Source organism: Kiloniella sp. (assembly GCF_048259265.1).
Lineage (GTDB): Bacteria > Pseudomonadota > Alphaproteobacteria > Kiloniellales > Kiloniellaceae > Kiloniella.
Map to the genome: position 1 here is coordinate 107,662 of NZ_JBLXHT010000002.1, position 25,269 is coordinate 132,930.

The 25,269-nt window shown below is 45.1% G+C and carries 22 protein-coding genes and 1 riboswitch; of the genes, 11 read left to right on the forward strand and 11 right to left on the reverse strand.

Features of this window, described 5'->3' with window-relative positions:
- The first annotated feature begins 67 nt into the window (after window positions 1–67).
- The 7 genes from xsc to bioB all read left to right on the forward strand — a co-directional run bounded on the left by xsc (window position 68) and on the right by bioB (window position 8,166).
- Complete coding sequence (gene xsc, locus ACN0QW_RS03705; protein WP_417428881.1) at window positions 68–1,843, forward strand: sulfoacetaldehyde acetyltransferase; 1,776 nt, start codon at window positions 68–70, stop codon at window positions 1,841–1,843.
- A gap of 235 nt (window positions 1,844–2,078) precedes the next feature.
- Window positions 2,079–3,290 carry an aminotransferase class I/II-fold pyridoxal phosphate-dependent enzyme gene (locus tag ACN0QW_RS03710; protein WP_417428883.1) on the forward strand — a complete coding sequence of 404 codons (1,212 nt, stop codon included), beginning with the start codon at window positions 2,079–2,081 and terminating at the stop codon, window positions 3,288–3,290.
- On the forward strand, window positions 3,290–3,922 hold the full coding sequence (locus ACN0QW_RS03715) for an alpha/beta fold hydrolase (protein ID WP_417428885.1): 633 nt from the start codon (window positions 3,290–3,292) through the stop codon (window positions 3,920–3,922). The genes ACN0QW_RS03710 and ACN0QW_RS03715 overlap by 1 nt, the downstream gene beginning before the upstream one ends.
- Window positions 3,919–4,773: a methyltransferase gene (locus tag ACN0QW_RS03720; RefSeq protein WP_417428887.1), complete on the forward strand. Its 855-nt coding sequence runs from the start codon at window positions 3,919–3,921 to the stop codon at window positions 4,771–4,773. The genes ACN0QW_RS03715 and ACN0QW_RS03720 overlap by 4 nt, the downstream gene beginning before the upstream one ends.
- Before the next feature lie 42 nt (window positions 4,774–4,815).
- Window positions 4,816–5,484, forward strand: coding sequence for a dethiobiotin synthase (gene bioD / locus ACN0QW_RS03725; RefSeq protein WP_417428889.1), 669 nt, complete (start codon window positions 4,816–4,818; stop codon window positions 5,482–5,484).
- A gap of 51 nt (window positions 5,485–5,535) precedes the next feature.
- Window positions 5,536–6,855 carry an adenosylmethionine--8-amino-7-oxononanoate transaminase gene (gene bioA, locus ACN0QW_RS03730; protein WP_417428891.1) on the forward strand — a complete coding sequence of 440 codons (1,320 nt, stop codon included), beginning with the start codon at window positions 5,536–5,538 and terminating at the stop codon, window positions 6,853–6,855.
- Between the two features lie 162 nt (window positions 6,856–7,017).
- Window positions 7,018–8,166, forward strand: coding sequence for a biotin synthase BioB (gene bioB / locus ACN0QW_RS03735; RefSeq protein WP_417428893.1), 1,149 nt, complete (start codon window positions 7,018–7,020; stop codon window positions 8,164–8,166).
- Window positions 8,167–8,244: 78 nt separating this feature from the next.
- On the opposite strand, the gene betA is transcribed toward bioB, so the two are convergent.
- Both betA and betI read right to left on the reverse strand, forming a co-directional pair.
- Window positions 8,245–9,909, reverse strand: a complete 1,665-nt coding sequence (gene betA / locus ACN0QW_RS03740) for a choline dehydrogenase (protein ID WP_417428895.1) — start codon at window positions 9,907–9,909, stop codon at window positions 8,245–8,247.
- Window positions 9,910–9,984: 75 nt separating this feature from the next.
- Window positions 9,985–10,572, reverse strand: a complete 588-nt coding sequence (gene betI / locus ACN0QW_RS03745; protein WP_417428897.1) for a transcriptional regulator BetI — start codon at window positions 10,570–10,572, stop codon at window positions 9,985–9,987.
- 225 nt (window positions 10,573–10,797) lie between these two features.
- On the opposite strand from betI, the gene ACN0QW_RS03750 reads away from it, so the two are divergent.
- Window positions 10,798–11,301 carry an A24 family peptidase gene (locus tag ACN0QW_RS03750; RefSeq protein ID WP_417428899.1) on the forward strand — a complete coding sequence of 168 codons (504 nt, stop codon included), beginning with the start codon at window positions 10,798–10,800 and terminating at the stop codon, window positions 11,299–11,301.
- Window positions 11,302–11,306: 5 nt separating this feature from the next.
- Here the strand turns inward: ACN0QW_RS03750 and ACN0QW_RS03755 are convergent, their stop codons facing one another.
- Entirely contained in the window at window positions 11,307–11,870 is a 564-nt protein-coding gene (locus ACN0QW_RS03755; protein ID WP_417428901.1) for a tetratricopeptide repeat protein, read from the reverse strand.
- Between the two features lie 143 nt (window positions 11,871–12,013).
- On the opposite strand from ACN0QW_RS03755, the gene ACN0QW_RS03760 reads away from it, so the two are divergent.
- Together ACN0QW_RS03760 and pyc are read left to right on the forward strand one after the other, a co-directional pair.
- Window positions 12,014–12,529: a PAS domain-containing protein gene (locus tag ACN0QW_RS03760; protein WP_417428903.1), complete on the forward strand. Its 516-nt coding sequence runs from the start codon at window positions 12,014–12,016 to the stop codon at window positions 12,527–12,529.
- Between the two features lie 332 nt (window positions 12,530–12,861).
- Window positions 12,862–16,350 carry a pyruvate carboxylase gene (gene pyc, locus ACN0QW_RS03765; RefSeq protein WP_417429653.1) on the forward strand — a complete coding sequence of 1,163 codons (3,489 nt, stop codon included), beginning with the start codon at window positions 12,862–12,864 and terminating at the stop codon, window positions 16,348–16,350.
- Window positions 16,351–16,395: 45 nt separating this feature from the next.
- Here the strand turns inward: pyc and ACN0QW_RS03770 are convergent, their stop codons facing one another.
- The 5 genes from ACN0QW_RS03770 to thiC are packed head-to-tail and all read right to left on the reverse strand — an operon-like array spanning window position 16,396 to window position 20,917.
- Window positions 16,396–17,007: a thiamine phosphate synthase gene (locus tag ACN0QW_RS03770; RefSeq protein ID WP_417428905.1), complete on the reverse strand. Its 612-nt coding sequence runs from the start codon at window positions 17,005–17,007 to the stop codon at window positions 16,396–16,398.
- Window positions 17,000–17,788 (reverse strand): thiazole synthase, encoded by a 789-nt coding sequence (locus ACN0QW_RS03775; RefSeq protein ID WP_417428907.1) that lies wholly within the window; start codon window positions 17,786–17,788, stop codon window positions 17,000–17,002. Before ACN0QW_RS03775 ends, ACN0QW_RS03770 begins: the two co-directional genes overlap by 8 nt.
- Window positions 17,789–17,790: 2 nt before the next feature.
- Window positions 17,791–17,988: a sulfur carrier protein ThiS gene (gene thiS, locus ACN0QW_RS03780; RefSeq protein ID WP_417428909.1), complete on the reverse strand. Its 198-nt coding sequence runs from the start codon at window positions 17,986–17,988 to the stop codon at window positions 17,791–17,793.
- Window positions 17,985–19,010 carry an FAD-dependent oxidoreductase gene (locus tag ACN0QW_RS03785; RefSeq protein WP_417428911.1) on the reverse strand — a complete coding sequence of 342 codons (1,026 nt, stop codon included), beginning with the start codon at window positions 19,008–19,010 and terminating at the stop codon, window positions 17,985–17,987. The genes thiS and ACN0QW_RS03785 overlap by 4 nt, the downstream gene beginning before the upstream one ends.
- A gap of 2 nt (window positions 19,011–19,012) precedes the next feature.
- Window positions 19,013–20,917 (reverse strand): phosphomethylpyrimidine synthase ThiC, encoded by a 1,905-nt coding sequence (gene thiC / locus ACN0QW_RS03790; RefSeq protein WP_417428914.1) that lies wholly within the window; start codon window positions 20,915–20,917, stop codon window positions 19,013–19,015.
- Window positions 20,918–21,006: 89 nt separating this feature from the next.
- Window positions 21,007–21,119: riboswitch (TPP riboswitch) on the reverse strand.
- Window positions 21,120–21,385: 266 nt separating this feature from the next.
- On the opposite strand from thiC, the gene ACN0QW_RS03795 reads away from it, so the two are divergent.
- A complete protein-coding gene (locus ACN0QW_RS03795) occupies window positions 21,386–21,556 on the forward strand; it encodes a periplasmic nitrate reductase, NapE protein (RefSeq protein WP_299380687.1) in 171 nt (56 codons plus the stop codon).
- Window positions 21,557–21,687: 131 nt separating this feature from the next.
- Here ACN0QW_RS03795 and ACN0QW_RS03800 read toward each other — a convergent pair whose 3' ends face one another.
- Genes ACN0QW_RS03800 through napA form a run of 3 tightly spaced genes read right to left on the reverse strand, consistent with a single transcriptional unit; the run spans window position 21,688 to window position 25,266 of the window.
- A complete protein-coding gene (locus ACN0QW_RS03800; RefSeq protein WP_299380688.1) occupies window positions 21,688–22,299 on the reverse strand; it encodes a NapC/NirT family cytochrome c in 612 nt (203 codons plus the stop codon).
- 8 nt (window positions 22,300–22,307) lie between these two features.
- Window positions 22,308–22,760, reverse strand: coding sequence for a nitrate reductase cytochrome c-type subunit (locus tag ACN0QW_RS03805; RefSeq protein ID WP_417428917.1), 453 nt, complete (start codon window positions 22,758–22,760; stop codon window positions 22,308–22,310).
- Window position 22,761: 1 nt separating this feature from the next.
- The gene (napA, locus tag ACN0QW_RS03810; RefSeq protein ID WP_417428919.1) at window positions 22,762–25,266 is read right to left on the reverse strand and encodes a nitrate reductase catalytic subunit NapA; all 2,505 of its coding nucleotides are present in this window, start codon (window positions 25,264–25,266) and stop codon (window positions 22,762–22,764) included.
- Window positions 25,267–25,269 lie beyond the last annotated feature (3 nt).

Genomic DNA, 25,269 nt, shown 5'->3' on the forward strand with positions numbered 1-25,269 from the left:
GGTCAATGCCTTTGAGAATTTTCTCTTAAATGATGAGAATAATTTTTGAAATAAGGAATAGATAACAATGAAGATGACGACAGAAGAAGCCTTTGTAAAAGTTTTGCAAATGCATGGTATTGAACATGGTTTTGGAATCATCGGCTCTGCTTTTATGCCTATCTCTGACTTGTTTCCGAAAGCGGGTATCAAGTTTTGGGATGTAGCTCATGAAACGAACGGCGGCATGATCTGTGATGGCTATACACGGACAACCGGAAAAATCGGTATGTGTATTGCGCAGAACGGGCCAGGTATCACTGGATTTGTTACACCTATTAAAACGGCTTACTGGAACCATACGCCAATGCTTTTGGTGACCCCACAAGCTGCCAACAAAACAATCGGGCAGGGTGGTTTCCAGGAAGTTGAGCAGATGGCGCTGTTCAAAGACATGGTTTGTTATCAGGAAGAAGTACGCGATGCGTCCCGTATGGCCGAGGTTCTGAACCGGGTTATTCAAAAAGCAAAACGGGGCTCTGCACCTGCTCAGATCAACGTACCACGTGACCTCTGGACACAGGTTATTGATATTGAACTTCCACAGATGGTTGATATTGAGCTGCCATCCGGTGGCGCAAATGCGATCTCAAAAGCGGCCGAGCTTTTATCTGGTGCCAAGTTCCCTGTAATTCTATCAGGTGCTGGGGTTGTTATCGGGAATGCGATTGCTGACTGTCAGGCCCTTGCTGAGCGTCTTGATGCGCCAGTATGTAGTGGATATCAGCACAACGATAGCTTCCCGGGGAGTCATCCTTTGGCCGCCGGCCCTCTTGGCTATAATGGCTCTAAGGCTGCAATGGAACTTATTGCAAAGGCCGATGTTGTCTTGGCATTGGGAACGCGTCTTAATCCGTTTTCGACTCTGCCGGGATATGGCATTGATTACTGGCCAAAAGATGCAAGCATTATTCAAGTGGATATCAATTCGGACCGTATTGGTCTGACCAAGAAAGTCACCGTTGGTATTTGTGGTGATGCCAAACAGGTCGCACAGCAAATTCTGTCTCAGCTGAGCTCGACTGCTGGCGATAACGGGCGGGAAGAACGTAAAGCGCTTATCCACCACACAAAATCATCATGGCTACAGGCTCTTAGTAGCATGGATCACGAGGACGATGATCCGGGGACAACCTGGAACGAAGATTCTCGTCGCCGTGATGCAGGCCGTATGTCTCCGCGTATGGCGTGGCGAGCTATTCAAGAAGGATTGCCACAGGATGCCATCATTTCCAGTGATATCGGAAATAACTGTGCAATTGGTAATGCTTATCCAGCTTTTGAACAGGGACGCAAATACTTGGCACCGGGTCTTTTTGGTCCTTGTGGTTATGGGTTCCCATCAATCATTGGCGCTAAGATCGGTTGCCCTGATACACCTGTTGTCGGTTTTGCTGGTGATGGTGCCTTTGGTATCAGCATGAATGAAATGACTTCTGTTGGGCGTGACGAATGGCCTGCGATTACGATGGTTATTTTCCGTAATTATCAGTGGGGCGCAGAGAAGCGTAATACGACCCTCTGGTATGACAACAACTTTGTTGGGACAGAGCTCGATCCGCACCTAAGCTATGCAAAAGTGGCAGAAGGTTGTGGCTTGAAAGGCGTTACTGTTCGCACACAGAGTGAACTTACGGCGACATTGAAAGAAGCCACCGAAGCACAAAAGGATGGGGTGACAACCTTTGTAGAAGTCATCCTCAATCAGGAACTCGGTGAACCTTTCCGCCGTGATGCCATGACCAAACCTGTTGAAGTCGCAGGTATCAACTCGGATGACATGCGACCACAACAAGGCTTTTGATTGTCTTGCTGTAATTTCTAATCTGGTCCTGAGGTCACTTTGCTCAAATTGATAACAGGCTGTGATTTCGGGACCAGAAGAAGTAAAGACCAAGTGAGAGAACACTACGCTTGATTAAGACAAGAGTTGCTCTTGAAGGCATTTAATATTAAAACCAGCGCTGAAGCATTGCTGGTTGGATAGTCACTTGATTGTCGTCCTCCAGGTAGAGTATTCCCTGTTGAGGTAGCTCAAGGTGACAAACCTTTCCAAAAGAATTGATACATATCTTCAGGCTATACCTAGCCAGAGATTCCGGAAGCTAAAATGCTCTAACCTGTTGGAAGACGGTTATGTCGAACATAACGGACAGAAGCTTCTCAACTTCGCATCTAATGATTATCTTGGGTTAGCGCAGGATACTGCAGTTCGAGAGCGTGCCGCAGAATGGGCAAAGGCCTATGGTTCTGGAACTGGTGCATCGCGATTGATAACAGGTAACCACTTTACCTATGGCCTTATCGAAAAAAAGCTCGCGCAATTGAAGGGATCAGAAGCTGCCCTGCTTTTGAATTCTGGATTTCAGGCAAATTCCTCTGTTTTGGCTGCCTTGTTAAATACACGGCTCCATGGCGGGTTAGGTAAACCGGAAGTATTGCTTTTCTGCGATAAACTCAATCATGCCAGTCTTCATTTTGGTATTCAGGCTGCAAACGCAAAACAAATTCGGTTCCGACATAATGACTTGAGACATCTCGCGCAACTTTTGGAAAAGCATAAAGATAGTAAACAAACCAAAATCATTGTCACGGAAAGCGTGTTTTCCATGGATGGGGATCAGCTGGATGTTCCTGAAATCAGGTCACTTGCAAATCGCCATGATGCTTTTCTGTATATAGATGAAGCGCATGCTACGGGTGTTTTAGGTACGAAGGGCATGGGACTTTGTGCTGGGGGGATCTCTAATAATGAGCTGATTATGGGCACCTGTGGCAAGTCGCTGGGAAGTTACGGGGCTTACGTCGCCTGTTCGCAGAGCATGAAAGAGTATCTGGTAAATTGCTGTAGTGGGCTCATCTATGCAACGGCACTTCCACCTCAGGTGCTGGGGGCCATCGATGCAGCCCTAGATCTCATCCCCGAAATGGATGCCGAGCGTAGGCATTTAGCACATTGTAGCGATAATTTCAGAAGCCTGCTTAAAGACGAGGGCATAGATACGGGCCTGTCATCTACGCAAATTATTCCTGTGATTATTGGTAGTGACGAGGAGACTCTTGCGGTTGCTCATGATCTTGAGGAAAAGGGCTTCTTGGTTGGTGCTATTCGTCCGCCGACGGTGCCTGAAGGTTCTGGACGATTACGGGTTACATTAAGCTCTGTTCATACGGAAAAACAGATAGAGAGTTTGGCGAAAGTAATTATTCAAAGCGTTGCAAACATTTCTGGTGCAAAGGGCAAAGTGTGATGCGGATTGTATTCGTTCATGGATGGGGCTATGGCCCAGATATATGGCAATCCGTCGTGAAATTACTGGGATCTAATATAACGTATGATCAGGTTGACTTGGGTTTCTCTGGAAAAGAACGTATCCCTCAAGGACATTATGACGTTGCTGTCGGGCACTCTATGGGCTGTCAGTGGCTGTTGTCTCAGAATGAAATAACCTGGGAGAAGTCCGTTTTTATAAATGGCTTTAGTCGCTTTTCTGCTTGCGATGATTTTCCAGAAGGTATGCATCCCAAAGTTATTGAGCGCATGCTGCGCAAATTGCCCAAGGCACCTGCGGATGTTTTAAAGTCTTTCCATAAGCTATGTGATCCAGAAGGTAAAACGGATCACCGAACAATGGAAACGCCAGATTTATCCAAACTCACTTGGGGACTTAATTTCTTGCGTGATCAAGATCAACGCTTGAATTTTACTAAGAAGAATTCATATATCTTGGCGGATAAAGATGATCAGGTTGTTACAGAGGCGATGACTGTTAAATTGTTTAAAGGCAATCCAGAGTGGACTGAGGGTAAAGGGCATCTATTGCCTTTGACTGATCCGGGGGCATGTTGTTCTGTTATTAAGCGGGCAATTGCAGATCTATGATAGAAGTTGCCTGGAAAAGAGATTTAGCCCGGCGTTTTGGTGCTGCAGCTCAAAGTTATGAAACGCAATCTGAAGTGCAACAAAAGTCCGCGAGGGCTTTGGCGGGGTACATCGCGGCTAAAATTCAAAACAAGAAACCCTTGCGTATATTGGAAATTGGCTGTGGAACAGGATATTTAACCCGTGAATTGCTCAAGCTCTATCCAGATGCACAGTGGTGGGTCACGGATATTTCTGCTGACATGCTCGCGAAATGTAAGAGCTCTTTATCTAATAAAGCGACAAATCCTGAATACAATCCAAATTTAAGCTCGCACAGATTTACGCCCGCGTTTGATCTTTCCAAAGTTCATTTTCATACCATGGATGGTGAGGCCGTTGATTTGGACGGTCCGTTTGATTTGATTTGTTCGAATATGGCTTTTCAATGGTTTCATGATCTCGAAGGAACATTGGGAAAGCTAAGTGATCTATTAAATAATGATGGAATGCTTGCTTTTAGCACACTTTCGCAAGGAACTTTTGGACTGTGGCACAAGTGCCAAAATGAATTGGGTATTGAAAGACTTGCCCCGGAATTTCCTGATTCCGTTTTTTATCACGACTGTCTTGGTGGCTTAAATGTGGACACGCAGCAACAAAATTTTGTGCAGTGCCATAAGGATGGATTGGATTTCTTGGGAAGACTACGTGAGATCGGGGCTCATTCAAGTCGTGTTGGACGATCTCCCCTTTGTGTCAGACAGCTACGTGCTTTACTAAAAAAATATGAAAGTTACTTTACAGACGGCCACATTGAAGCTGATTATGACGTGGTTTTTGTGCTGTGCAGCAAAAATGGCGAAAATTGATACAGCACTTATGCGTTAGGTTAAGATTGACCCCGGTGAGGCATGCAGGATAGTTCGATTAAAAAATCTAGTATAAATGGTTTGTTTGTCACTGGGACGGATACGGAGGTCGGTAAGACTTTTGTTTCTGCAGCTTTGGTTAAAAGTTTAAGGGCTTCCTATTGGAAACCTGTGCAAACCGGACCGGATCAAGACCACGATACCCCTGAAATTCAACGATTAATCGGCGGTTCGGATCGTAAAATTTACCCCTGCTCTTACAGCTTTCCTGACCCTTTATCTCCTCATGAAGCGGCACGGCGTGTAGGGCAGACAATTAACCTGGATAACATCAAGCTACCTTTGGTTTCCGATGATGAATTTCTGATTGTCGAAGGGGCGGGTGGTGCTTTGGTTCCTTTGAATGACAAGCTAATGATGACCGATTTAATTGTGAAAGTTAATTTACCTGTGGTCATTGTGGCACGCTCTGGATTGGGAACAATCAACCACACTCTTCTGACAATTGAAGCCTTGAAAAGCCGGGGACTAAGTCTGGCAGGTGTTATTATGAACGGGCCAGAAAACAAGGGTAATCGGAAAGCGATTGAAGAATATGGCAAAGTGCCTGTGGTTGCTGAGTTGCCCAGATGTGAGGCTGTAACACCTGAAACCATCATCGGACTTATGCCTCGATTGGAGCGCTTTTCAGCGAGTTTGGGCCGTAGCTAAGATCATCTCTAATGAAAAATGATAATAAAAATAGTGTGAAGGGTAAAAATAATGACTGACAACTTTCTTGAACTGGATAAACGTCATGTCTGGCATCCTTTCACGCAAGCTCAAACTGCTCCTGATCCTGTGGTTATTGATTCTGCTAACGGCGTGCTTTTACGAACAAAAGACGGACGGGAAATTGTTGATTATATTTCTTCCTGGTGGGTGAATGTTTTTGGGCATGCAAACCCCAAGATTGCCAATGCGATTTCCGAACAAGCTAATAAGCTGGAACAAGTGATCTTTGCGGGCTTTACTCATGAACCTGCTGTGAAGTTAGCACAGGCGCTCAGCACTCTTTTGCCTGGGGATCTTAACAGGGTTTTCTTTTCAGATAATGGGTCGACAGCAGTCGAAGTGGCGATGAAAATTGCCTATCAGCATTGCCGCAATACCGGGCAGGAACAGCGCACGCGCTTCATGACATTTGATGGCGCTTACCACGGGGATACAGTGGGGGCTATGTCCGCGGGTATTTCTTCGCAGATGTTTGATGCTTGGAAAGACTTACTGTTCTCTGTTGATATCATGCCCTATCCGCATACTTGGGAAAAGGATGACGGCATCGAGGCCAAAGAAAACGCGGCACTTGAAGCGATTGATCTTCATTTGGAAAGACATGGCAAGGAAATTTGCGCAATGATCCTTGAGCCGTTGGTTCAGGGGGCAGGGGGGATGCGTATGGTGCGTCCCGAGTTTATCAAGGCTGTGGTACAAAAGCTCCAGTCCCAGGGAATATTGGTTATCTTTGATGAGGTTATGACTGGATTTGGCCGCACAGGCGCGAACTTCGCTTGTGAGAAAGTTGGCGTAATGCCGGATCTTATTTGCATCTCAAAGGGGCTAACAGGTGGGTTCTTGCCATTATCCGTGACGGTAGCCACGGATAATCTTTATGAATCCTTTTTGGGTGAAACCTTTGACAAGGCTTTTTGCCATGGGCACTCTTTTACCGCTAACCCGCTGGGGTGTGCGGCTGCCTTGGCATCTATTGAGCTTTTACAAAATACTGAAACCCAGAATAACTTTAAACGCATTGAAGCAGCTCATCACAAGGGGATGGATTATATCCGCGCGTTACCTCAAACACGCCATCATCGAATAATGGGCACAATCGGGGCCTTTGACGCGATAGTGGATGACGGTGGCTATACGTCCTCGCTTGGCGGGGAGTTAAAAAAATGGTTTTGGGATCGTAATATGTTAATCCGTCCGCTTGGCAATGTGCTTTATCTTTTACCGCCTTATGTCATTTCTGATCAGCAAATTGATGACGCGTGGAAAGCGATGGCGTTGGCAATGGAAGAACTAAACTCTTTATCGTGATACTGTTTGGAAAAAGCCTAGAAGCATGTATGGATTTCTGCAGATTTTGTTGACGCTTTTTGGCAATGCTCTAAAACAGATTTTACGATAAAATACGAAGACAACAGACTTGGATACTTGCCGAGATGACAGGCTCAGGCTAGAACAGCGTCAGAGAACAATATGGAAGTGAAATCCATCATGGATAACGAAGTTGATATTACAGCACCCGAAGAAGTACCACAGTCTGTGAACATTTCTTCTATGGGATTTTCTTCAGGTGAGGCGGCAACAAAAAATAGTGCTGGCACGCAATCTACGGATGTTCGAAACAATTGGACACGCGAAGAAATCGAAGCGCTTTATGATTTACCAATGATGGATTTGTTGTTCCGTGCGCAGACTATGCACCGGACGTATTTTGATCCGAATAAAGTACAACTCTCGACGCTTTTGAATATCAAAGAAGGGGGCTGTGCAGAAGACTGTAAATACTGTTCGCAATCCTCGCGCTATAAAACTGATGTCGGCGCTAGCAAGTTGATGGATAAAGATACCGTGGTTGAATATGCAAAAAAGGCAAAGGCAAATGGGTCTGGGCGTTTTTGTATGGGGGCTGCTTGGCGCAATGTAAAAGACCGCGATATTGATAAAATATCCGAGATTGTATCGGCTGTTAAAGATCTGGGCATGGAAACCTGTATGACGCTGGGTATGCTGAATAAAGATCAGGCTGATAATCTGAAAGAAGCGGGGCTGGATTATTATAACCATAACATTGATACATCACCTGAATATTATCCCGAGGTTATCACGACACGATCTTTTGAAGATCGTATCGAAACCTTGGGTAATGTTCGTGATGCTGGGCTTAACGTTTGTTCCGGTGGTATTATCGGGATGGGCGAAGAACGCAAAGATCGCGTTGGTCTCTTGATGGCTTTGGCTAATCTTCCAAAGCATCCGGGATCTGTGCCGATTAATATGCTGGTACCTGTTAAGGGCACGCCATTTGGTGATATGCAGCGTATTGATAGTTTTGAGATGATCCGGACGGTTGCAGTTGCTCGTCTTATGATGCCAAAATCCTACGTACGTTTGTCCGCCGGGCGTCGCTCATTGGGGGACGAAGGCCAAGCCATGTGCTTTATGGCTGGCGCGAACTCAATCTTTTATGGGGATAAGCTTTTAACTACGGCCAATCCGGAAGAAAACGAAGACATGGCTTTGTTTGCCCGGTTGGGTTTGGAAACAGAGCAAAAAGGCGCTGTTGTTGAACATCGTCATGAAGCACCACGTGGCTGTGGTTCACCCGATTGCGGCTGTGTTTAAGACATAAAGCACTAAACGTGTTACAAAAGTAAAAAGGCTGCTCAATTTGAGCAGCCTTTTTGTTGTTAAGTAGAGTATTTATCTCTGTTTAGTTTCCCACTCTGGATGAAGCCAAGTAGGGGCATTTGATGCTGGCAAAGGATTATTTCCCAATATTATGTCGGCTGCTTTCTCTGCGACCATGATGGTTGGCGCATTGAGGTTTCCGTTGGTAATCGTTGGGAAGACAGAGCTATCCACAACGCGTAGATTTTCAATGCCGCGAACCTTACATTCGTTATCCAGAACTGCCATCGGGTCGTTATTTGCCCCAATTTTACAGGTACAGGACGGGTGATAGGCACTCTCGGCATTTTCCCTGATCCATGCATCAAGCTCTTCATCTGATTGTAGTGCGGCACCAGGTTGGATTTCATCTTCGCAGTAAGGTGCCATTGACGGCTGTTCCATGATTTCACGGCTCAGGCGGATACATGCTCTGAAAGCTTCGCGATCATCTGCGTGTTCGTTGTAATTGAACAGTATTTCTGGTTTATCGTTTACATCGCCTGATTTAATGCGAATATGGCCCCGACTCTTGGGTTTGTTCGGGCCGACATGAACCTGAATGCCATGTCCTTCAAAAGCAGCCTGTCCGTCATATCGCATGGCTGCAGGTAAGAAATGATATTGGATGTCAGGCCACTTTAAACCAGCTTTAGAGCGGATAAAGGCACAGGATTCAAAGTGGTTCGTTGCACCTAGTCCATTTTTGAATAGCATCCAGCGGGCGCCGATTAAAAACTTGTTCCAAAGATCCAGTTTACCGTTCAGGGTGATGGGTTCTTTACACCGGAATTGGAAATAAACTTCCAGATGGTCTTGTAGGTTTTCACCAACACCTGGTAGATCATGAATAACCTCAACACCCGCTTTTTTCAGCACGGCTGATGGACCTATACCTGAAACTTGCAGAAGTTGAGGGCTGCCGACAGAACCTGATGAGAGAATAACCTCGGTTGACGCTTTAACTGTTTGGTTGACACCAGCGACTTCTATCTCAATGCCTGTTGCTTTTTTGCCTTCCATAATAATGCGTTTAGTGAGGGCGTTTGATATGACCTTTAAGTTAGGACGCTTTATGACGGGCTTGAGATAGGCGTTTGCCGTTGACCAACGCACACCATTTTTAACCGTCATGTGCATCGGGCCAAACCCTTCTTGGCGGTAGCCATTGTAATCTTCTGTCGGTCCATAACCAGCTTCTTCACCTGCTTTGATAAAGGCTTCGTAAAGCGGGTTTTTCATCTCGTTCCCGTTACAGGTGGCGAGCGGACCGTTGTTGCCCCGATATTCGTCGCGACTACCCTTCCATGTTTCAGCCCGTTGGAAGTAAGGAAGACAGTTTTTATATCCCCACTCTGCCGCACCTTGCTCTTCCCATTCGTCAAAATCACAGGCATGGCCGCGAACATAGACCATACCATTAATAGATGATGAGCCACCAAGCACTTTACCCCTAGGGCAGTGAAGGCGTCTGTTATCCATATAGGGTTCTGGTTCGGATTCAAAATCCCAGTTGTACCTTTGCATATTCATAGGGATAGACAATGCTGTCGGCATCTGGATGAAAATAGAACTATCACTGCCGCCAGCTTCAATCAGTAATACAGAGTTGTCGGGATCTGCGCTTAAGCGATTGGCAAGGACACAGCCCGCTGATCCGGCACCGACAATGATGTAGTCAAAGGTATCGTCTGACATTGTTAGTAACTCCAGTCAATCAAGGGGGATATCCCCCTTCGTTATTTTAATCTAAAGGTCTGGCCTAAAAGATTGTTATTTATTTGCTTTGTATAGCAGCATCTCAAAGTAATCGAATGCAACTTCACGTGCTTTTTCGCGTCCACTGGTATGATCTTGAAGTGAGGTTCTAACCCACAAACCGTCAATTAGTGCGACTATTCCAAGAGCAGCATTTTCGACATCTTTAGAGGGCAGTATCATCTTAAAGATATGTTTGAATGTGCTCATCTGTCGTTTTTCATAAATATGTTGAAGACGTAACATTTCTTCAGAATGCGGGACATGTGCCCAGAAAGCGAGCCAAGCAGAAACTGTTTCAGGTTCGAACAAATGAGCATCCAGATAGGCAGATATAAGAGCTTTAATCTTATCTTCTGGTGTAGTCGCCTGTTCCAAATGTTTTAATACAGAAAGCCTTAAATCAGAGAGCATGCTCTGCATTGTTGCCCGAAGCAGGTCGTCTTTATCTTTAAAATAGTGGTGGACTATTCCAGTTGAAACGCCGGCTTTTTGACTAATCAATCTTATGGTAGTATCGGCATACCCTCGCTCGTGAATAGCGGAAATAGTTGCCTCGATGAGCTGTTTTTTTCGTATGGCTTCCATTCCCACTTTGGGCATTCTAGGTGTCCTGCGTAGCTGATGTTCTGATCAGGCAGTGTATTTTATTTTAATTGGACGTTCAATCAATAAAAATAAAATACACTGCCTGAATATGATGGTATGAATTTTAACGATGATTTTACTCTCGTGCGATGATTATATAGGGCGTTAGTGGAACGGTTTTTGATTGGTCCGGTACAGAACAAATAAATAACTATAAAATGAAGTCATGCTGAGGCGTTTATGGATCCACTATTTATAACCAAAATTGTTTTTGTTGCATTTGTTGTTTTGGCAATGCTGATGGATCTTATTCAGATGCGGATCCCGAACATTTTGTCCTTGGCAGTTATTTTACTTTTTCCCGTTGCCTACCTTGGCAGCAATATGCCGACCCCTTTTCTTGATCATCTTATTTCTTTTGGGATTGTACTTATTGCTGGTCTTCTTCTATTCGCGTTCAGAATTTTAGGGGGTGGGGATGTGAAATTCATGGCAAGTCTGGCGCTGTGGACGGGATTGGGGGTGTTACCAATCTTTGTTGTGGTTATGACTTTAATCGGGGGAGTACAGGTTCTTCTTATTTTGATGTTAAGAAAAGCTGCGCCACAAATTGAATATCTATTAGCAAAGTTTAATATTATTTTGCCTGAGTGGCTGCAACGAAATGGGGGTGTACCTTATGGTGTCTCTATTGGTGCCGCGATATTGATCGTTTTTGACCAAATTCCTTTCTGGGGTGCGTAAAGACGTTAGATTTCTTCTTCTAAGTTTTGAGTATTCAAAACGTCTAAGTTTGTTTTTGGGCCTTGCATGTTAGGATGGATGAGCAACGCACTTTCAAAAGCTTCTTTGGCAAGGCTCCATTTCTTTTGAGCAGAATAAATCAAACCCTGTCCAGAAATTGCTCCAAAATGCTTAGGTTCCAGTGTCAGAGTCCGGTTGATATCAGATAGGGATTTTTCGTAATTTCCGATCAGATAGTTAATAAGGGCACGCTTGTTCCAGCCTTCAGCGTAGTTCGGATTGTGTCGTATGACTTCTGTGTAATACCCTAAGGCTTCTTCGTATTTTGTATTGTGAGTGGCTTTGGATCCTAACACCATTAATCTTGTAATTTTCGGGTCAGAACTTTCCAGCCATATTTGCCAAATTTTGCTTTCAATTATAACACTGTAAGCCCCTGGCGGGGCTGTCAAAAGTTTATTAAACAATGTTGGCAACCGATCATCTTTTTGATCAGCTTTGGCGCTGTTCTCAAAAGTTTGGGAAAGCGAAGCGAACAGTAAAAATAAGAATAGAATTTTATGCCACATTTCTACAGTCTGAATTGTTTTAATCCCTATTTGAAATCACAAATCTGTGTAACTCCATAAGCTTATTTTAAAAGTAAGTTATTCTTAGTGATTATTATGTTATACATACGCCGGGGTTACTTCTGTCTTATTGGATGAGATAGTTGATTGATATAATCAGGGGAAAAGAACTCCCCGAACAAGCCGCGGCAGAAGAGAGCTTTTGTCGCCTTTATGATTATTGGCGTTCTGTTACCCCCAACGGCAGGATGCTTCCCAGTCGTCAGCATATAAACCCTGCTGATATAACCGATCTGTTAGGTCGGATTGCCCTAGTTGATGTTCATCACAAAGAAAATGAAATACAATTCCAATATCGATTATGGGGATCAATTATGACCGAAATTATGGGACAGGACTGTACAGGGAAGTTTATTCATAACTTGTTTTCCGGAAATCAATTACAAACTATTCAAAATGCTTTTGAATCTGTTGTTGAGTTTGGGTGCCCTCATTTCTGCGAAGTGACTTGGGGCGTCGAAGACAAAGAGTATCGGAAATACAAGCGTTTGCTCTTACCATTGGCCGCAGATGGAAAAAAGGTAAATATGATACTTAGAGCAATCGTTGAATTAGAGCCAACTGTCAAGCAATCCTCTTTTTCAAGATATGCCCATTAAGTACTGGTGCAGTATTCGTCTCATTCACATAGTATGAGATATGAAAAAAATTTCGGATGGATATTATATTCTCTTTTAGTTGTTTGTAGATGTTATTGTACTAGTACAACTTTGATATCTTTATAATTATAACGTTTCCTAATGTTTCCTTCTGATTTTTTGTGATATGTACATCAAAAATATTGAGCTGAAATTTTTGTGTTTCAATGTTTGCGATTTTATCAACGATTGCTGTCTTTTGAACAGTCTGTATCTGTGTCGCATCCGAGACAGCAGTCGTGAGCTCTTTCTGAAAATCATTCATGGCTAAAGCAACTAAAAAAATAGCTAGTATGAAATCTTACCGATCAAGGGGAAAAGTTGTGAGTGATCTCAAAAATAACAAAATCAAGAAATTGCTGGTGGCTAACCGCAGTGAGATTGCTATTCGTATATTCAGGGCTGCAACAGAGCTCGGTATTGAAACGGTCGCTATTTATTCGAATGAAGATCGTTTTGCCCTGCACCGTTTTAAAGCAGATGAAAGCTACCTTGTTGGCGAAGGGCAGGGACCTGTTCAGGCCTATCTGGGCATTGACGATATTCTAAGAGTCGCCAAGGAAGCTTGTGTTGATGCTATTCACCCAGGGTATGGATTTTTATCTGAAAATCCTGAATTTGCTGATGCATGTAAGGCTGCGGGCATTATTTTTGTTGGCCCTACAGGTGATACAATGCGCAGCCTTGGAAATAAGGTGTCGGCGCGTAATTTGGCGGAGAAGGCTGGTGCGCCTGTGATGCCGGCAACCATTGCTTTGCCCCAAGATGATGCTGAAATCACAAAAATGGCTGCTGCAATTGGATATCCTTTGATGACGAAGGCCAGTTGGGGCGGTGGTGGTCGCGGTATGCGGGTTATCGAAACAGCCGAAGAGCTATTAGAGCAAGTTGATGCAGCACGAAGAGAGTCTCTGGCGGCTTTTGGCAGTGATGAGGTTTATCTAGAGAAGCTGGTGCGCCGGGCGCGTCACGTTGAAGTTCAAATTATCGGTGATAGCCATGGAAATGTCGTTCACCTGTTTGAACGGGATTGTTCTGTCCAACGCCGTAATCAAAAGGTTGTTGAACGTGCACCAGCTCCTTATTTAAGCGCAGAACAACGTAAAGCCTTTTGTGATGCTGCTCTGGCCATTGCCAAAACCGCAGATTATGGCAATGCGGGAACCGTTGAATTCCTGATGGATATGGACACGGATAACTTCTATTTCATCGAAGTTAACCCAAGGGTTCAGGTTGAACATACCGTAACTGAAACAGTAACTGGAATTGATATCGTCCAGTCACAGATCAAAATTGCGGCTGGGGGCAAAATTGGCGATGCCTCTTCCGGTGTCCCTGTGCAACAGGATATCAAGCTTAATGGCAATGCAATTCAATGTCGTGTGACGACGGAAGATCCGGAAAACAACTTTATTCCTGATTACGGTAAAATTTTGGCCTATCGAGGCGCGACTGGATTTGGTATTCGTCTCGACGGGGGCACAGCCTTTTCTGGTGCTGTTGTTACCCGTCACTATGACTCTTTGCTTGAGAAGGTGACGGCCTGGGGCGGGACACCTGATGAGGCAATTGCACGTATGGACCGTGCGCTACGGGAATTCCGAATTAGGGGGGTTTCAACCAACCTGACATTTTTGGAAAATGTCTTGTCACATCCGAAGTTCCGAGGCGGGGAATATACGACTAAGTTTATTGATGATACCCCGGAACTTTTTCACATGCCAAAAAGGCGAGATCGGGCATCAAGACTGTTACGTTTCGTTGGCGACGTAATGGTGAACGGTAACGATGAAGTTGCTGGGCGTTTTCATCCCGAAAATCCGCATGTTGCACGTCTTCCTATGATGTCAGGTGATAAGGTCCCCGACGGGGCAAAGCAGATCTTGGATCAACAAGGACCAGAGGCTGTTGCCAAATGGATGAAGGAAGAAAAGCGTTTACTGGTAACGGACACAACCTTTCGTGATGCACACCAATCTTTGCTTGCAACCAGAGTCCGGACCAGTGATTTAACCTCTATTGCACCATACTATGCAGAAAATCTGAGTAATCTCTTTTCTATGGAGTGCTGGGGGGGAGCGACATTTGATGTATCAATGCGGTTCTTAAAGGAATGTCCTTGGGAACGTTTGGAGAAGCTCAGAGCCACAATGCCTAATCTGTTGACGCAGATGCTACTCCGGGCTTCTAACGGCGTTGGCTATACCAACTACCCTGATAATGTCGTCAAGTATTTCGTAAAGCAGTCCGCAGATGCAGGAATGGATGTATTCCGTGTCTTTGACAGCCTGAACTGGGTTGAGAATATGCGTGTTGCCATGGATGCTGTTTGTGAGACAGGGAAAATCTGTGAGGCTGCGATCTGTTACACAGGGGATATTCTAGACCCCTCAAGACTCAAATACGATCTGAATTACTATGTGAATATGGCTAAGGAGTTGGAAACTGCTGGTGCACATATTCTGTGTATCAAGGATATGGCCGGCCTTTTGAAGCCAGCAGCAGCCAAAGTTCTGATCAAAGCGCTTAAGGACGAAGTTGGTTTACCAATCCATTTCCACACACACGATACCAGCGGTATTTCTGCTGCGACCGTGATGGCTGCTGCCGAAGCAGGTGTGGATGCGGTTGATGCCTGTATTGATTCTATGAGTGGGCTGACATCCCAACCAAGTCTTGGGTCTATCGCAGCTGCACTCCGTAATACAGAGCGAGATACAGGTTTGGACGATGGTTCCCTACAGGAACTTTCCAGCTATTGGGAACAGGTGAGGGCAAATTATATTGGCTTTGAAAGTGATATCAAAAGCGGTACGTCTGACGTGTATCATCACGAAATGCCAGGTGGCCAATATACGAACCTTCGCCAGCAAGCTCGATCTCTTGGTATTGAAGAACGCTGGCCGGAAGTATCCAAGGCCTATGCCAACGTCAATGATATGTTTGGCGATATTGTAAAAGTAACGCCGTCCTCGAAGGTCGTCGGTGATATGGCATTGATGATGGTGACAAGTGACCTTTCCCGTTCTGATGTTGAAAATCCGGATAAAGAGATTGCCTTTCCTGAATCGGTCGTCTCTTTTTTCAAAGGTGATTTGGGGCAGCCTGTGGGTGGGTTCCCTGCTTCTTTACAGGCAAAAGTACTCAAAGGCGATACTGCAATCACAGAGCGTCCGGGGTCTTTGATGCCAGCAGCTGATCTTGACGCAGAACGGGCTGAAGTTGAGAAAAAAGTAGAGCGAACAATTACTGACAATGAGTTTGCATCCTACTTGATGTATCCGCAGGTTTTTATTGATTTTGCTCAACATCAACGGAATTTCGGCAGCGTTTCTGTTTTACCAACACCGGTATTTTTCTATGGAATGGACGTTGGAGAAGAACTTTCTGTTCATATTGATCAGGGCAAGACCTTGATCATTCGTTTCAGAGCGATCAGTGATCCCGATGATGAGGGCGTTCGTACTGTTTTCTTTGAACTCAACGGTCAGCCTCGGAACGTGAAGGTTCTGGATCGTAGTAGGACTTCTGCAAAAGAGGCTCATCCTAAGGCTGATTCAGGGAATTCGGATCATCTGGGTGCACCAATGCCGGGTTTGATCGTGACGGTATCTGTTGGTGAAGGTGATCAGGTCGAACAGGGCGATGTTCTGATGTCGATTGAGGCCATGAAGATGCAGACCTCTGTACTTGCTGAAAAGTCAGGCACGGTGAACAAGATTCTTGTTGCGCCGGGATCAAAAGTTGAAACCAAAGATTTATTGGCAATTATAGAAGATTAAAAGAATAGCCTCACTCATATTTGTGAGTGAGGCTATTTTACGAAGCTAATCTATTTCGAGTTGTGATGCGCTTAACTCAAGCCATTCTTGAAGGCGTTCTTCGGGACTGTCGTTGTAAAGAACATCTGTCACAACGCAGATAATATCGGCACCTGCGGCATAGATATCCGGCGCACGTTCCACGGATAGTCCCCCGATAGCAACAAGAGGCGTATCGCCAACCATCTCTTTCCAGCGACTAACATTTTCAGCCCCCTGCGGGGCCCAATGCATTTTCTTCAAAATGGTCGGATAGACCGGGCCTAATGCAACATATTCAGGTTCCAGGTCCAATGCACGTTCCAGTTCACCTTCGTCATGGGTGCTGATACCAAGTTTTAGTCCTGCGTCTCGAATAGCGCCGATATCGGCATCATCCAAATCTTCCTGACCCAAGTGGATGAAATCACAGCCAAGTTCAATCGCCAATTCCCAATGGTCATTGACGACCAACTGTGCACCATATTCGTTGCACTGTTCCTGTGCGTAGGTGATCTGTTCTCTGATTTGTTCTTCTGATGCATCTTTTATGCGAAGTTGGACAAGCTTAAGCCCCAGAGGCAAAAACCTTGGCAACCACTTGGCATCATCGACGATTTGATAAAAGGGATTAAGCATGATCTTGGTTCCAAAAAGGTAGTCCGGTAACGGGGGTTGAAGGGGTCGCCATATCACGTTTTTCGATGGGGTCTGCCTGATAACATTGCAGGCCACTTTCAATTGCAAGGGCAAAGGCTTTGGCCATAAGAACAGGATCGCCTGCTTTTGCCACTGCTGTATTCAACAGCACAGCATCGTAACCAAGTTCCATTGCTGCAGCTGCATGTGATGGCAACCCGATACCGGCATCAACAATCAGTGGAATGTCCGGAAAGTGTGCCCGTAAGGATCTAAGGCCGTAGATATTGTTCAAACCCCGCCCGCTACCGATAGGGGCACCCCATGGCATTAAAACCTCACAACCAGCGGCGATTAGCTTGTCAGCCACAACCAGATCTTCCGTTGTGTACGGGAATACCTGAAAGCCTTCTTCGGTCAAAATTCGCGCAGCTTCGACCAAGCCAAAAACATCAGGCTGCAGGCTATCATCTTCACCGATAACTTCAAGTTTGACCCAGGGTGTTTCAAAAATTTCGCGCGCCATGTGGGCTGTGGTAACTGCTTCCTTAACGCTTTTACATCCAGCTGTATTGGGAAGTACTTTTGCACCGCTGTCTTTGATAAAAGACCAGAAATTTTGCCCGGCTTGTTCTGTGCCTGATTCTCTGCGGAGTGAAACCGTGACGATTTCGGCTTGAGAAGCCTTGATGGCTTCGAGCATGATTGCCGGTGAGGGGTAGAGAGCTGTGCCGATAAGAAACCGTGATGCTATCTCTTCGTCGTAAAACTTAATTGTCATCCTCAACCACCTTGCATTGGGGCGACGATCTCAATTTGATCGCCGTCCTCAATTTTTTGTTCATGACGTATACTTGCCGGGGCAAGAGTACCGTTAACGGCTGTTGCCACTTTTGCCGTTCCATATCCCTGTTCTGCCAATAGCTCAGCGAGTGAAGCGGCATGTGTCGCGACAGGTTGCCCGTTTAATACAATATTCATTCTATATTTCCTGTTGATAGCGCAGGTTCATTGGGATGCTCAGTTGTTGAGTTTAGGCACAGAACTTGTTCCATAAGACGTTTTGCCATTGCGGGTGCAGCTAGATATCCGTGTCGATACATACCATTTAAATAACTGGTATGACCCTTGTGAATTATCTTTGGCAGATTGTCGGGGAAAGCAGGGCGAGCATCAACACCTATTTCAACAATCTCTGCCTCGCCAAAGGCTGGATGTAAGGCGTAGGCCGCTGATAGAAGCTCTAAGATGGAACGAACCGTGGCGCCGGATCTATTTTCGTTTTCAATCATTGTTGCGCCGACCATAAAAAGTCCGTTGTCTCTGGGCACGATATAGAGCGGAATTCTGGGATGCAACAAACGAACTGGCCGAGAGAGTTTTACCTCATTGCTTTTGATCAATATCATTTCGCCCTTTACGCCACGCAATTCATCTAAATGATCTTTTGCTGCCAACCCGCGACAGTCAATCCTATGATCTGCTTTCGAGGGAGCATCAAGCTCTTCTGCTGAAAAAGAGGTGTTTGGCTGAAATTTAACGCCCATATTTTCGAGATAATTTACTAGTTCAGGTAATACCTGCCTGGGGTCAAAGTGTGCTTCTTCTGGATAATAAAGTCCGGAGCTAAAGCGGTCTGCAAGATCGGGTTCCAATACTGCTATTTGATCTTGTTTGACCTCTTGCCAATTTTCTGTCCTGCGGCCAAAGCGTTTCAGGTCTGGTAAATCACGAGATGTTGCAACAACCAGTGTTCCTTTTTTTTGGTAAGAGGATGTGAAATTCTCCCAGAATTTCATAGATTCCAAGCCGAGTTCACGGATTAGTGGTTCCGCACTTTCCATCTCGCACCAAGGGGCCAGCATGCCGCCCGCCCACCAAGAACAACAATTCTCATCTGGTCCATTACTGGATGAGATAATGGTAACGTCACATTTTTTTTCTGCGAAAAATGCAGCACAGGAAAGACCGACAATGCCAGATCCAATAATTTCAATTTTCATAGTCAAACAGGCTCCTTAGTAGGGTCGCTTTGTTGGTCTATATCAACGTAAAGTTCACTGCCCATTTCTTTGTATTTTTCACTCATTTGTGCCATTCCCTGAGTTTTGTCATTGAGCTTATTGGCATAATCCCTGACTTCTTGGGAAATTTTCATGGAACAAAATTTAGGACCACACATAGAACAGAAATGCGCGACCTTATGCGCTTCTTTCGGGAGTGTTTCATCATGAAATGAACGAGCAGTGTCTGGATCAAGGGAAAGATTGAACTGGTCTTCCCAGCGAAAATCAAATCGCGCTTTGGAGAGGGCATTATCTCTGATTTGTGAGGCAGGATGTCCTTTTGCCAAGTCTGCTGCATGTGCTGCAATCTTATAAGTGATAACTCCTGTTTTTACGTCATCTCTGTTCGGTAGGCCTAGATGTTCTTTCGGCGTTACATAACAAAGCATTGATGTTCCATACCAACCAATCATTGCGGCCCCAATACCAGAGGTTATGTGGTCGTAACCCGGAGCTATGTCTGTGGTCAATGGGCCTAAAGTATAGAATGGTGCTTCTTTACATACTTCAAGCTGTTTATCCATATTTTCTTTAATTTTGTGCATAGGTACGTGCCCTGGTCCCTCGATGATAACCTGGCAACCTTTTGCCCAAGCAACTTGGGTTAGTTCTCCAAGGGTTTCAAGCTCGGCAAACTGAGCGCGATCATTGGCATCTGCAATTGACCCAGGACGAAATCCATCACCAAGAGAAAACGATACATCGTACTGGCGCATGATGTCGCAAATCTCTTCGAAATTTTCATAAATGAAACTTTCTCTGTGATGATGTAAACACCATTTGGCCATGATTGACCCTCCACGGGATACAATGCCAGTTACCCGATCGACCGTTAAGTGTATATAGGCAAGTCGAACTCCGGCATGAATAGTAAAGTAATCAACGCCTTGTTCGCATTGTTCAATCAAGGTGTCTTTGAACACTTCCCAGGTAAGGTTTTCAGCAACCCCGTTTACTTTTTCCAATGCCTGATACATTGGAACGGTACCAATAGGTACCGGGCTATTACGAATAATCCATTCTCGGGTGTGATGAATGTTCTTTCCCGTGGAAAGATCCATCACGGTGTCGGCACCCCAACGCGTTGCCCATACCATCTTTTCTATTTCTTCTTCTACCGAAGAGCTGACAGCTGAGTTACCGATATTCGCGTTAATTTTAACAAGAAAATTTCGCCCGATAATCATCGGTTCCAATTCAGGATGGTTAATATTGGCAGGAATGATTGCTCTGCCTTTTGCAATTTCACTTCGGATAAATTCTGGTGTGACAAATTCGGGGAGTGCCGCGCCAAAACTTTCCCCTTGATCAAGGGATTGTCGGGCTTTTTGATGTGTTTCTTTTCTGCCGAGGTTCTCGCGCTCTGCAACGTAAACCATTTCTTTGCTGATAATACCGGCACGGGCCATCTCATATTGAGTTAGAGGCTTTTCTCCCGTACTGCGATTGGGATTATGTTTGAGGGGGAAAGCATCAGCAAGATAATCTCCCTGTGCTTGGCCATTGTCTTCTGGTAATAGGTTTCGGCCCGTGTATTGTTCAACAGAGCGTTCTTTAAACCAAGGCAATCTATGACGTGGAAGGCCTTTGTTTAAATCAATTGTTTGTTGCTGATCTGTGTAGGGGCCAGACGCGTCATATACGCGTACAAAGGGTTCTTGTTGATCACTTGTTTGTATTTCACGAAAAGGAACCCGTAAATCAGCATCATGCTGTGGTGTCGTATATACTTTTTGGGAAGCTGTTAGAGGGCCTGTTGTAATCTTGTGTCCAGCTGTAGTCTCGTGGCCAACTGTAGTCTCGTGGCCAACTGTAGTCTCGTGGATAGTGCTTTGTATCGGCATAAATAGATCTCCTGTGTTTTAGTCACAATGGAGATCCGGGGAGCTTGGGGAGGTTTTGACAAATTGATACTGCTCTGAATTGAGAGTCGTTTTTGCCTATATTCCAATCCCTTCGCCGGCATTACCCGGATCAGGTTCGAAGGGTCCTGTACTTAATGATTACAATCTCAGCCGTATTTATACGGCACCCCTAGGAAACTAAAGTTTATAAAAGATAGAGCTTCAATAGACAAGCATGTTAGGCTTGGACTCAATATATTTATAAATTGGTCTCCGGTGTATTTGCGTTTGATTTATAGTAAGAATTATTTATAGGCTGTAATTTTAGCTAAGATAGATTTATTGATCCCAAATTGATATGAATCAAAACAGGTTTTGTTTGTAAGTGTATTATGGAAAACTGAATTAAAATTTTTCGTGCGTCTGCAAAGACGTTTTCTCAAGCGATGTTAACCAGAGGGATGTAACGTGCAAGAAGCTCCAACTGCAACACATGAGAAAACCAAGACACAAGAAGTGTCATTGTTCATGTTTTTGGCCGCAGGTCTTATTCCTGCGCTAACAATTGCCTTGGTCGGTGCCTATGGCTTTTCAATCTGGATGTATCAGATTTTTATCTCAGGCCCACCAACACAATAAAGGCAAACTGGTTTGTGTAAGTAAAAAAACTCAGATGGAAACATCTGAGTTTTTTGTGGTTAATTTGCTTAAAAAAAACGGGCCGTTAAAAGGCCCGTTTTATCGTAAGATCTGTGTAATAAGATTATTTTTTATTCCCAGCCTTCAACACCTGTCATGTCCGGTAGTTCGTGTGCGATACCTTTGTGACAATCGATACAGGTTTTCTCACCAGTAAACAGGAACGCTTGGTGCGCTTCGGCGGCCCGGGTAGACTGTACTGTGATGTCCATTGATTCAGTAGAGTGGCAGTTCCGACATTCTAATGAGTTGTTCGCTTTCAGGCGCTCCCATTCGTGTCCGGCAAGGCGTCTTCGTTCGGCCTGGAATTTTTCACGGGTGTTGATCGTCCCAAATAGCTTGCCCCACACTTCTTTGGAAGCTTGCATTTTACGAGAAATTTTGTCCGTCCAATTATGAGGAACGTGACAGTCCGGACATGTTGCCCTTACGCCAGATCTATTGCTGTAGTGAATGGTTGGTTTGAGTTCAACAAAAACGTTGTCGCCCATTTCATGACAACTAACACAGAATTCTTCCGTATTGGTCAATTCGAGGGCGGTGTTGAAACCACCCCAGAACATGACACCGGCAACAAAACCACCAATGGTTAGAAACCCAATAGAAAGATGCTTGGCTGGGCGATTGGCACTGGACCAGATCCTACAGGCAAATCCCCATAATTTTTTGATTGGTGTCAACATGGTTTTGCCTATTCACCCTTTATGATGTGTTCGACGTCAATGAACTCGTTCTCTACGAGCGGTGGTGCTGTGACTTGAGTAACGTGACATTGATTACAGAAATATCTACGTGGTGAAACCGTTGCCAGAACCTGATTGTCCCTATCCATATAGTGGGTCACGCTTACCATCGGCGCCTGAGATTCACCTGTACGTGTTCTTGCGTGACAGGAAAGGCACTTGTTCGCATTCAAAGATATTTCATAATCTCTGGTTTGGTGCGGGATGGTCGGCGGCTGTTCAGGATAGTTTCGAACACGCTTTACATCGTTGTTTTCTACCTTGTTCATTTTCGGGGCTTGTGCTTCGGAAGCAATAGGTTCTCCCTGTCTCAAGGTTGCCGCTCCATCAGAAAATGCAGCAGTACTTGCAAGTGACATAAGGCCGACAGCAGCAGTGATGTTTACAAGAAGGCGTTTCATTTTATGCTCTCCCCGTTGCAACTATTTTAATAGCACATTTTTTATAATCTGTTTGTTTTGACAGTGGATCGGTTGCATCCAATGTGACCTTATTGATCAACTGGCTTGCATCGAACCAAGGTACAAACACCAGCCCTTTTGGTGGTTTGTTTCGACCACGGGTTTCTACACGGGTAACTATTTCACCGCGCCGGGAAATAACTTTCACTTCTTGACCGCGTCTCAGACCACGCTTACTTGCATCGTCCGGATGCATAAAGACAACGGCATCCGGGAATGCTTTATAAAGCTCTGGCACACGTTGTGTCATAGACCCTGAGTGCCAGTGCTCTAGAACACGACCAGTTGATAGCCATAGATCATACTCTTCATCAGGGCTTTCTGCTGCCGGCTCGTAGGGAAGGGCAAAGATAACGGCACGTCCATCTGGCTTGCCATAGAAGTCATAATCACTCCCCGGTTTCGCGTAAGGATCAGATCCTTCTTTGAAGCGCCATTTAGTTTCTTTACCATCAACAACAGGCCATCTTAGGCCGCGCTCTTTATGATAGGTTTCAAATGGTGCGAGATCGTGGGCATGACCCCGTCCAAATGTTGCGTATTCCTCAAAGAGTCCCTTCTGAGCGTAGAAGCCAAAATGTTTTGCTTCGACATTGTTGTAATCAGGATGTGTTTCTGAAAGCGGAAATTTATCTACATTGCCGTTTTGATAAAGCACTTCAAAAAGAGTTTTTCCCTTGTACTCCGGGTTATCTTTTAGAACGTCAGCAGGCCACACTTCATCTGTGGTGAAGCGTTTGGAGAATTCCATTAGCTGCCATAAATCAGAGCGGGCCTCGCCCGGTGCATCCACTAGTTGGTGCCAGAATTGAGTTCTACGTTCTGCATTACCATAAGCACCTTCTTTTTCGACCCACATGGCTGTTGGTAAAATAAGATCGGCAGCTTCGGCAGTTACTGTAGGATAAGGGTCTGAAACGACAATGAAGTTTTCTGGGTTACGATATCCGGGATAGCCTTCTTCATTGAAATTTGGTGCGGCTTGCATGTTGTTGTTACACATAACCCAATAGGCATTAAGTTTGCCATCTTTGAGCATACGGTTTTGTAGTACAGCATGAAAGCCGGGTTTAGGCGGAATAACGCCAGCTGGAATCTTCCATATTTTTTCAGCTGCAGCGCGATGCTTTGGATTTGTAACCACCATATCGGCAGGAAGACGGTGTGAGAAGGTTCCGACTTCACGGGCTGTTCCACAAGCGGATGGCTGGCCTGTTAATGAGAAAGGAGAATTACCTGGTGTAGAGATTTTACCAACAAGTAGATGAATGTTGTAAATCAGGTTGTTACACCAAACACCGCGTGTGTGCTGATTGAAACCCATAGTCCAGAAGGAAACAACTTTACGATCAGGATCAGCGTAAAGTTCGGCGAGTTCGATCAAACGATTTTCAGGAACGCTAGAAAGCTTTGATACTTTTTCTACTGTGTAATCTGCAACAAATGCTTTGAACTCTTCAAAGCTCATTTCAGAAGATCCACCAGCTTTATCTGCGTTCTTCGCTTTCTTCTGTAATTCGTGCTCTGGACGTAAACCATACCCGATATCGTCATTGCCGCGACGGAAATTGACGTGCTTTGAAACAAAGTCTTGGTTTACTTTGTCGTTCTGAATGATGTAGTTCGCAATAAAGTTCAGAATTGCAAGGTCAGTCTGTGGTGTGAAAACCATTGGAATGTCTGCAAGATCAAAACAGCGATGTTCATATGTAGAGAGAACAGCAACCTTGGTGTTTGGCGCACTTAGACGGCGATCTGCAACACGTGTCCAGAGGATGGGGTGCATCTCTGCCATGTTAGAGCCCCAAAGTACAAAAGCATCTGTTGCTTCAATGTCATCGTAACAGCCCATTGGCTCATCAATGCCAAAGGTACGCATAAAACCGCCTACGGCAGAGGCCATACAGTGACGTGCGTTTGGATCAATATTGTTTGTCGCAAAGCCGGCTTTCATTAACTTGGATGCAGCGTAACCTTCCCAGACAGTCCACTGACCAGAACCAAACATACCAACAGAGGTTGGCCCTTTTTCTTTAATGGCAGATTTGAACTTGTCAGCCATTGTGTCAAAGGCAACATCCCAAGATACGGGGGTGAATTCGCCTTCTTTATGGTATTTGCCATCTTTCATACGAAGAAGGGGTGTCTTTAGGCGATCTTTCCCGTACATGATTTTGGACAGGAAATACCCCTTTACACAATTCAAGCCGCGGTTGACTTCAGCCTTAACGTCACCGTGTGTCGCGACAACTTTACCTTCTTTGGTGCCAACCATAACGCTACAGCCTGTACCACAAAAGCGGCAGGGAGCCTTGGACCAGGTTAATGCTGTTTTAGAACTTTCTGTAAGCAGATTGCTCGCAGCACTTGGCGCGGTCATTCCCGCAACACCCGCGGCGACAGCGACGGCGTTGGCCTTGATATAGTCACGTCTTGATAACTTCATGAC

Excerpts from the sequence above, each read along its gene's own strand:
- xsc (WP_417428881.1), top strand. The coding sequence starts at position 68 with ATGAAGATGACGACAGAAGAAGCCTTTGTAAAAGTTTTGCAAATGCAT.
- ACN0QW_RS03715 (WP_417428885.1), top strand. The coding sequence starts at position 3,290 with ATGCGGATTGTATTCGTTCATGGATGGGGCTATGGCCCAGATATATGG.
- ACN0QW_RS03720 (WP_417428887.1), top strand. The coding sequence starts at position 3,919 with ATGATAGAAGTTGCCTGGAAAAGAGATTTAGCCCGGCGTTTTGGTGCT.
- bioD (WP_417428889.1), top strand. The coding sequence starts at position 4,816 with ATGCAGGATAGTTCGATTAAAAAATCTAGTATAAATGGTTTGTTTGTC.
- bioA (WP_417428891.1), top strand. The coding sequence starts at position 5,536 with ATGACTGACAACTTTCTTGAACTGGATAAACGTCATGTCTGGCATCCT.
- bioB (WP_417428893.1), top strand. The coding sequence starts at position 7,018 with ATGGAAGTGAAATCCATCATGGATAACGAAGTTGATATTACAGCACCC.
- betA (WP_417428895.1), bottom strand. The coding sequence starts at position 9,909 with ATGTCAGACGATACCTTTGACTACATCATTGTCGGTGCCGGATCAGCG.
- betI (WP_417428897.1), bottom strand. The coding sequence starts at position 10,572 with ATGCCCAAAGTGGGAATGGAAGCCATACGAAAAAAACAGCTCATCGAG.
- ACN0QW_RS03750 (WP_417428899.1), top strand. The coding sequence starts at position 10,798 with ATGGATCCACTATTTATAACCAAAATTGTTTTTGTTGCATTTGTTGTT.
- ACN0QW_RS03755 (WP_417428901.1), bottom strand. The coding sequence starts at position 11,870 with ATGTGGCATAAAATTCTATTCTTATTTTTACTGTTCGCTTCGCTTTCC.
- pyc (WP_417429653.1), top strand. The coding sequence starts at position 12,862 with ATGAAATCTTACCGATCAAGGGGAAAAGTTGTGAGTGATCTCAAAAAT.
- ACN0QW_RS03770 (WP_417428905.1), bottom strand. The coding sequence starts at position 17,007 with ATGCTTAATCCCTTTTATCAAATCGTCGATGATGCCAAGTGGTTGCCA.
- ACN0QW_RS03775 (WP_417428907.1), bottom strand. The coding sequence starts at position 17,788 with ATGACAATTAAGTTTTACGACGAAGAGATAGCATCACGGTTTCTTATC.
- thiS (WP_417428909.1), bottom strand. The coding sequence starts at position 17,988 with ATGAATATTGTATTAAACGGGCAACCTGTCGCGACACATGCCGCTTCA.
- ACN0QW_RS03785 (WP_417428911.1), bottom strand. The coding sequence starts at position 19,010 with ATGAAAATTGAAATTATTGGATCTGGCATTGTCGGTCTTTCCTGTGCT.
- thiC (WP_417428914.1), bottom strand. The coding sequence starts at position 20,917 with ATGCCGATACAAAGCACTATCCACGAGACTACAGTTGGCCACGAGACT.
- ACN0QW_RS03800 (WP_299380688.1), bottom strand. The coding sequence starts at position 22,299 with ATGTTGACACCAATCAAAAAATTATGGGGATTTGCCTGTAGGATCTGG.
- ACN0QW_RS03805 (WP_417428917.1), bottom strand. The coding sequence starts at position 22,760 with ATGAAACGCCTTCTTGTAAACATCACTGCTGCTGTCGGCCTTATGTCA.
- napA (WP_417428919.1), bottom strand. The coding sequence starts at position 25,266 with ATGAAGTTATCAAGACGTGACTATATCAAGGCCAACGCCGTCGCTGTC.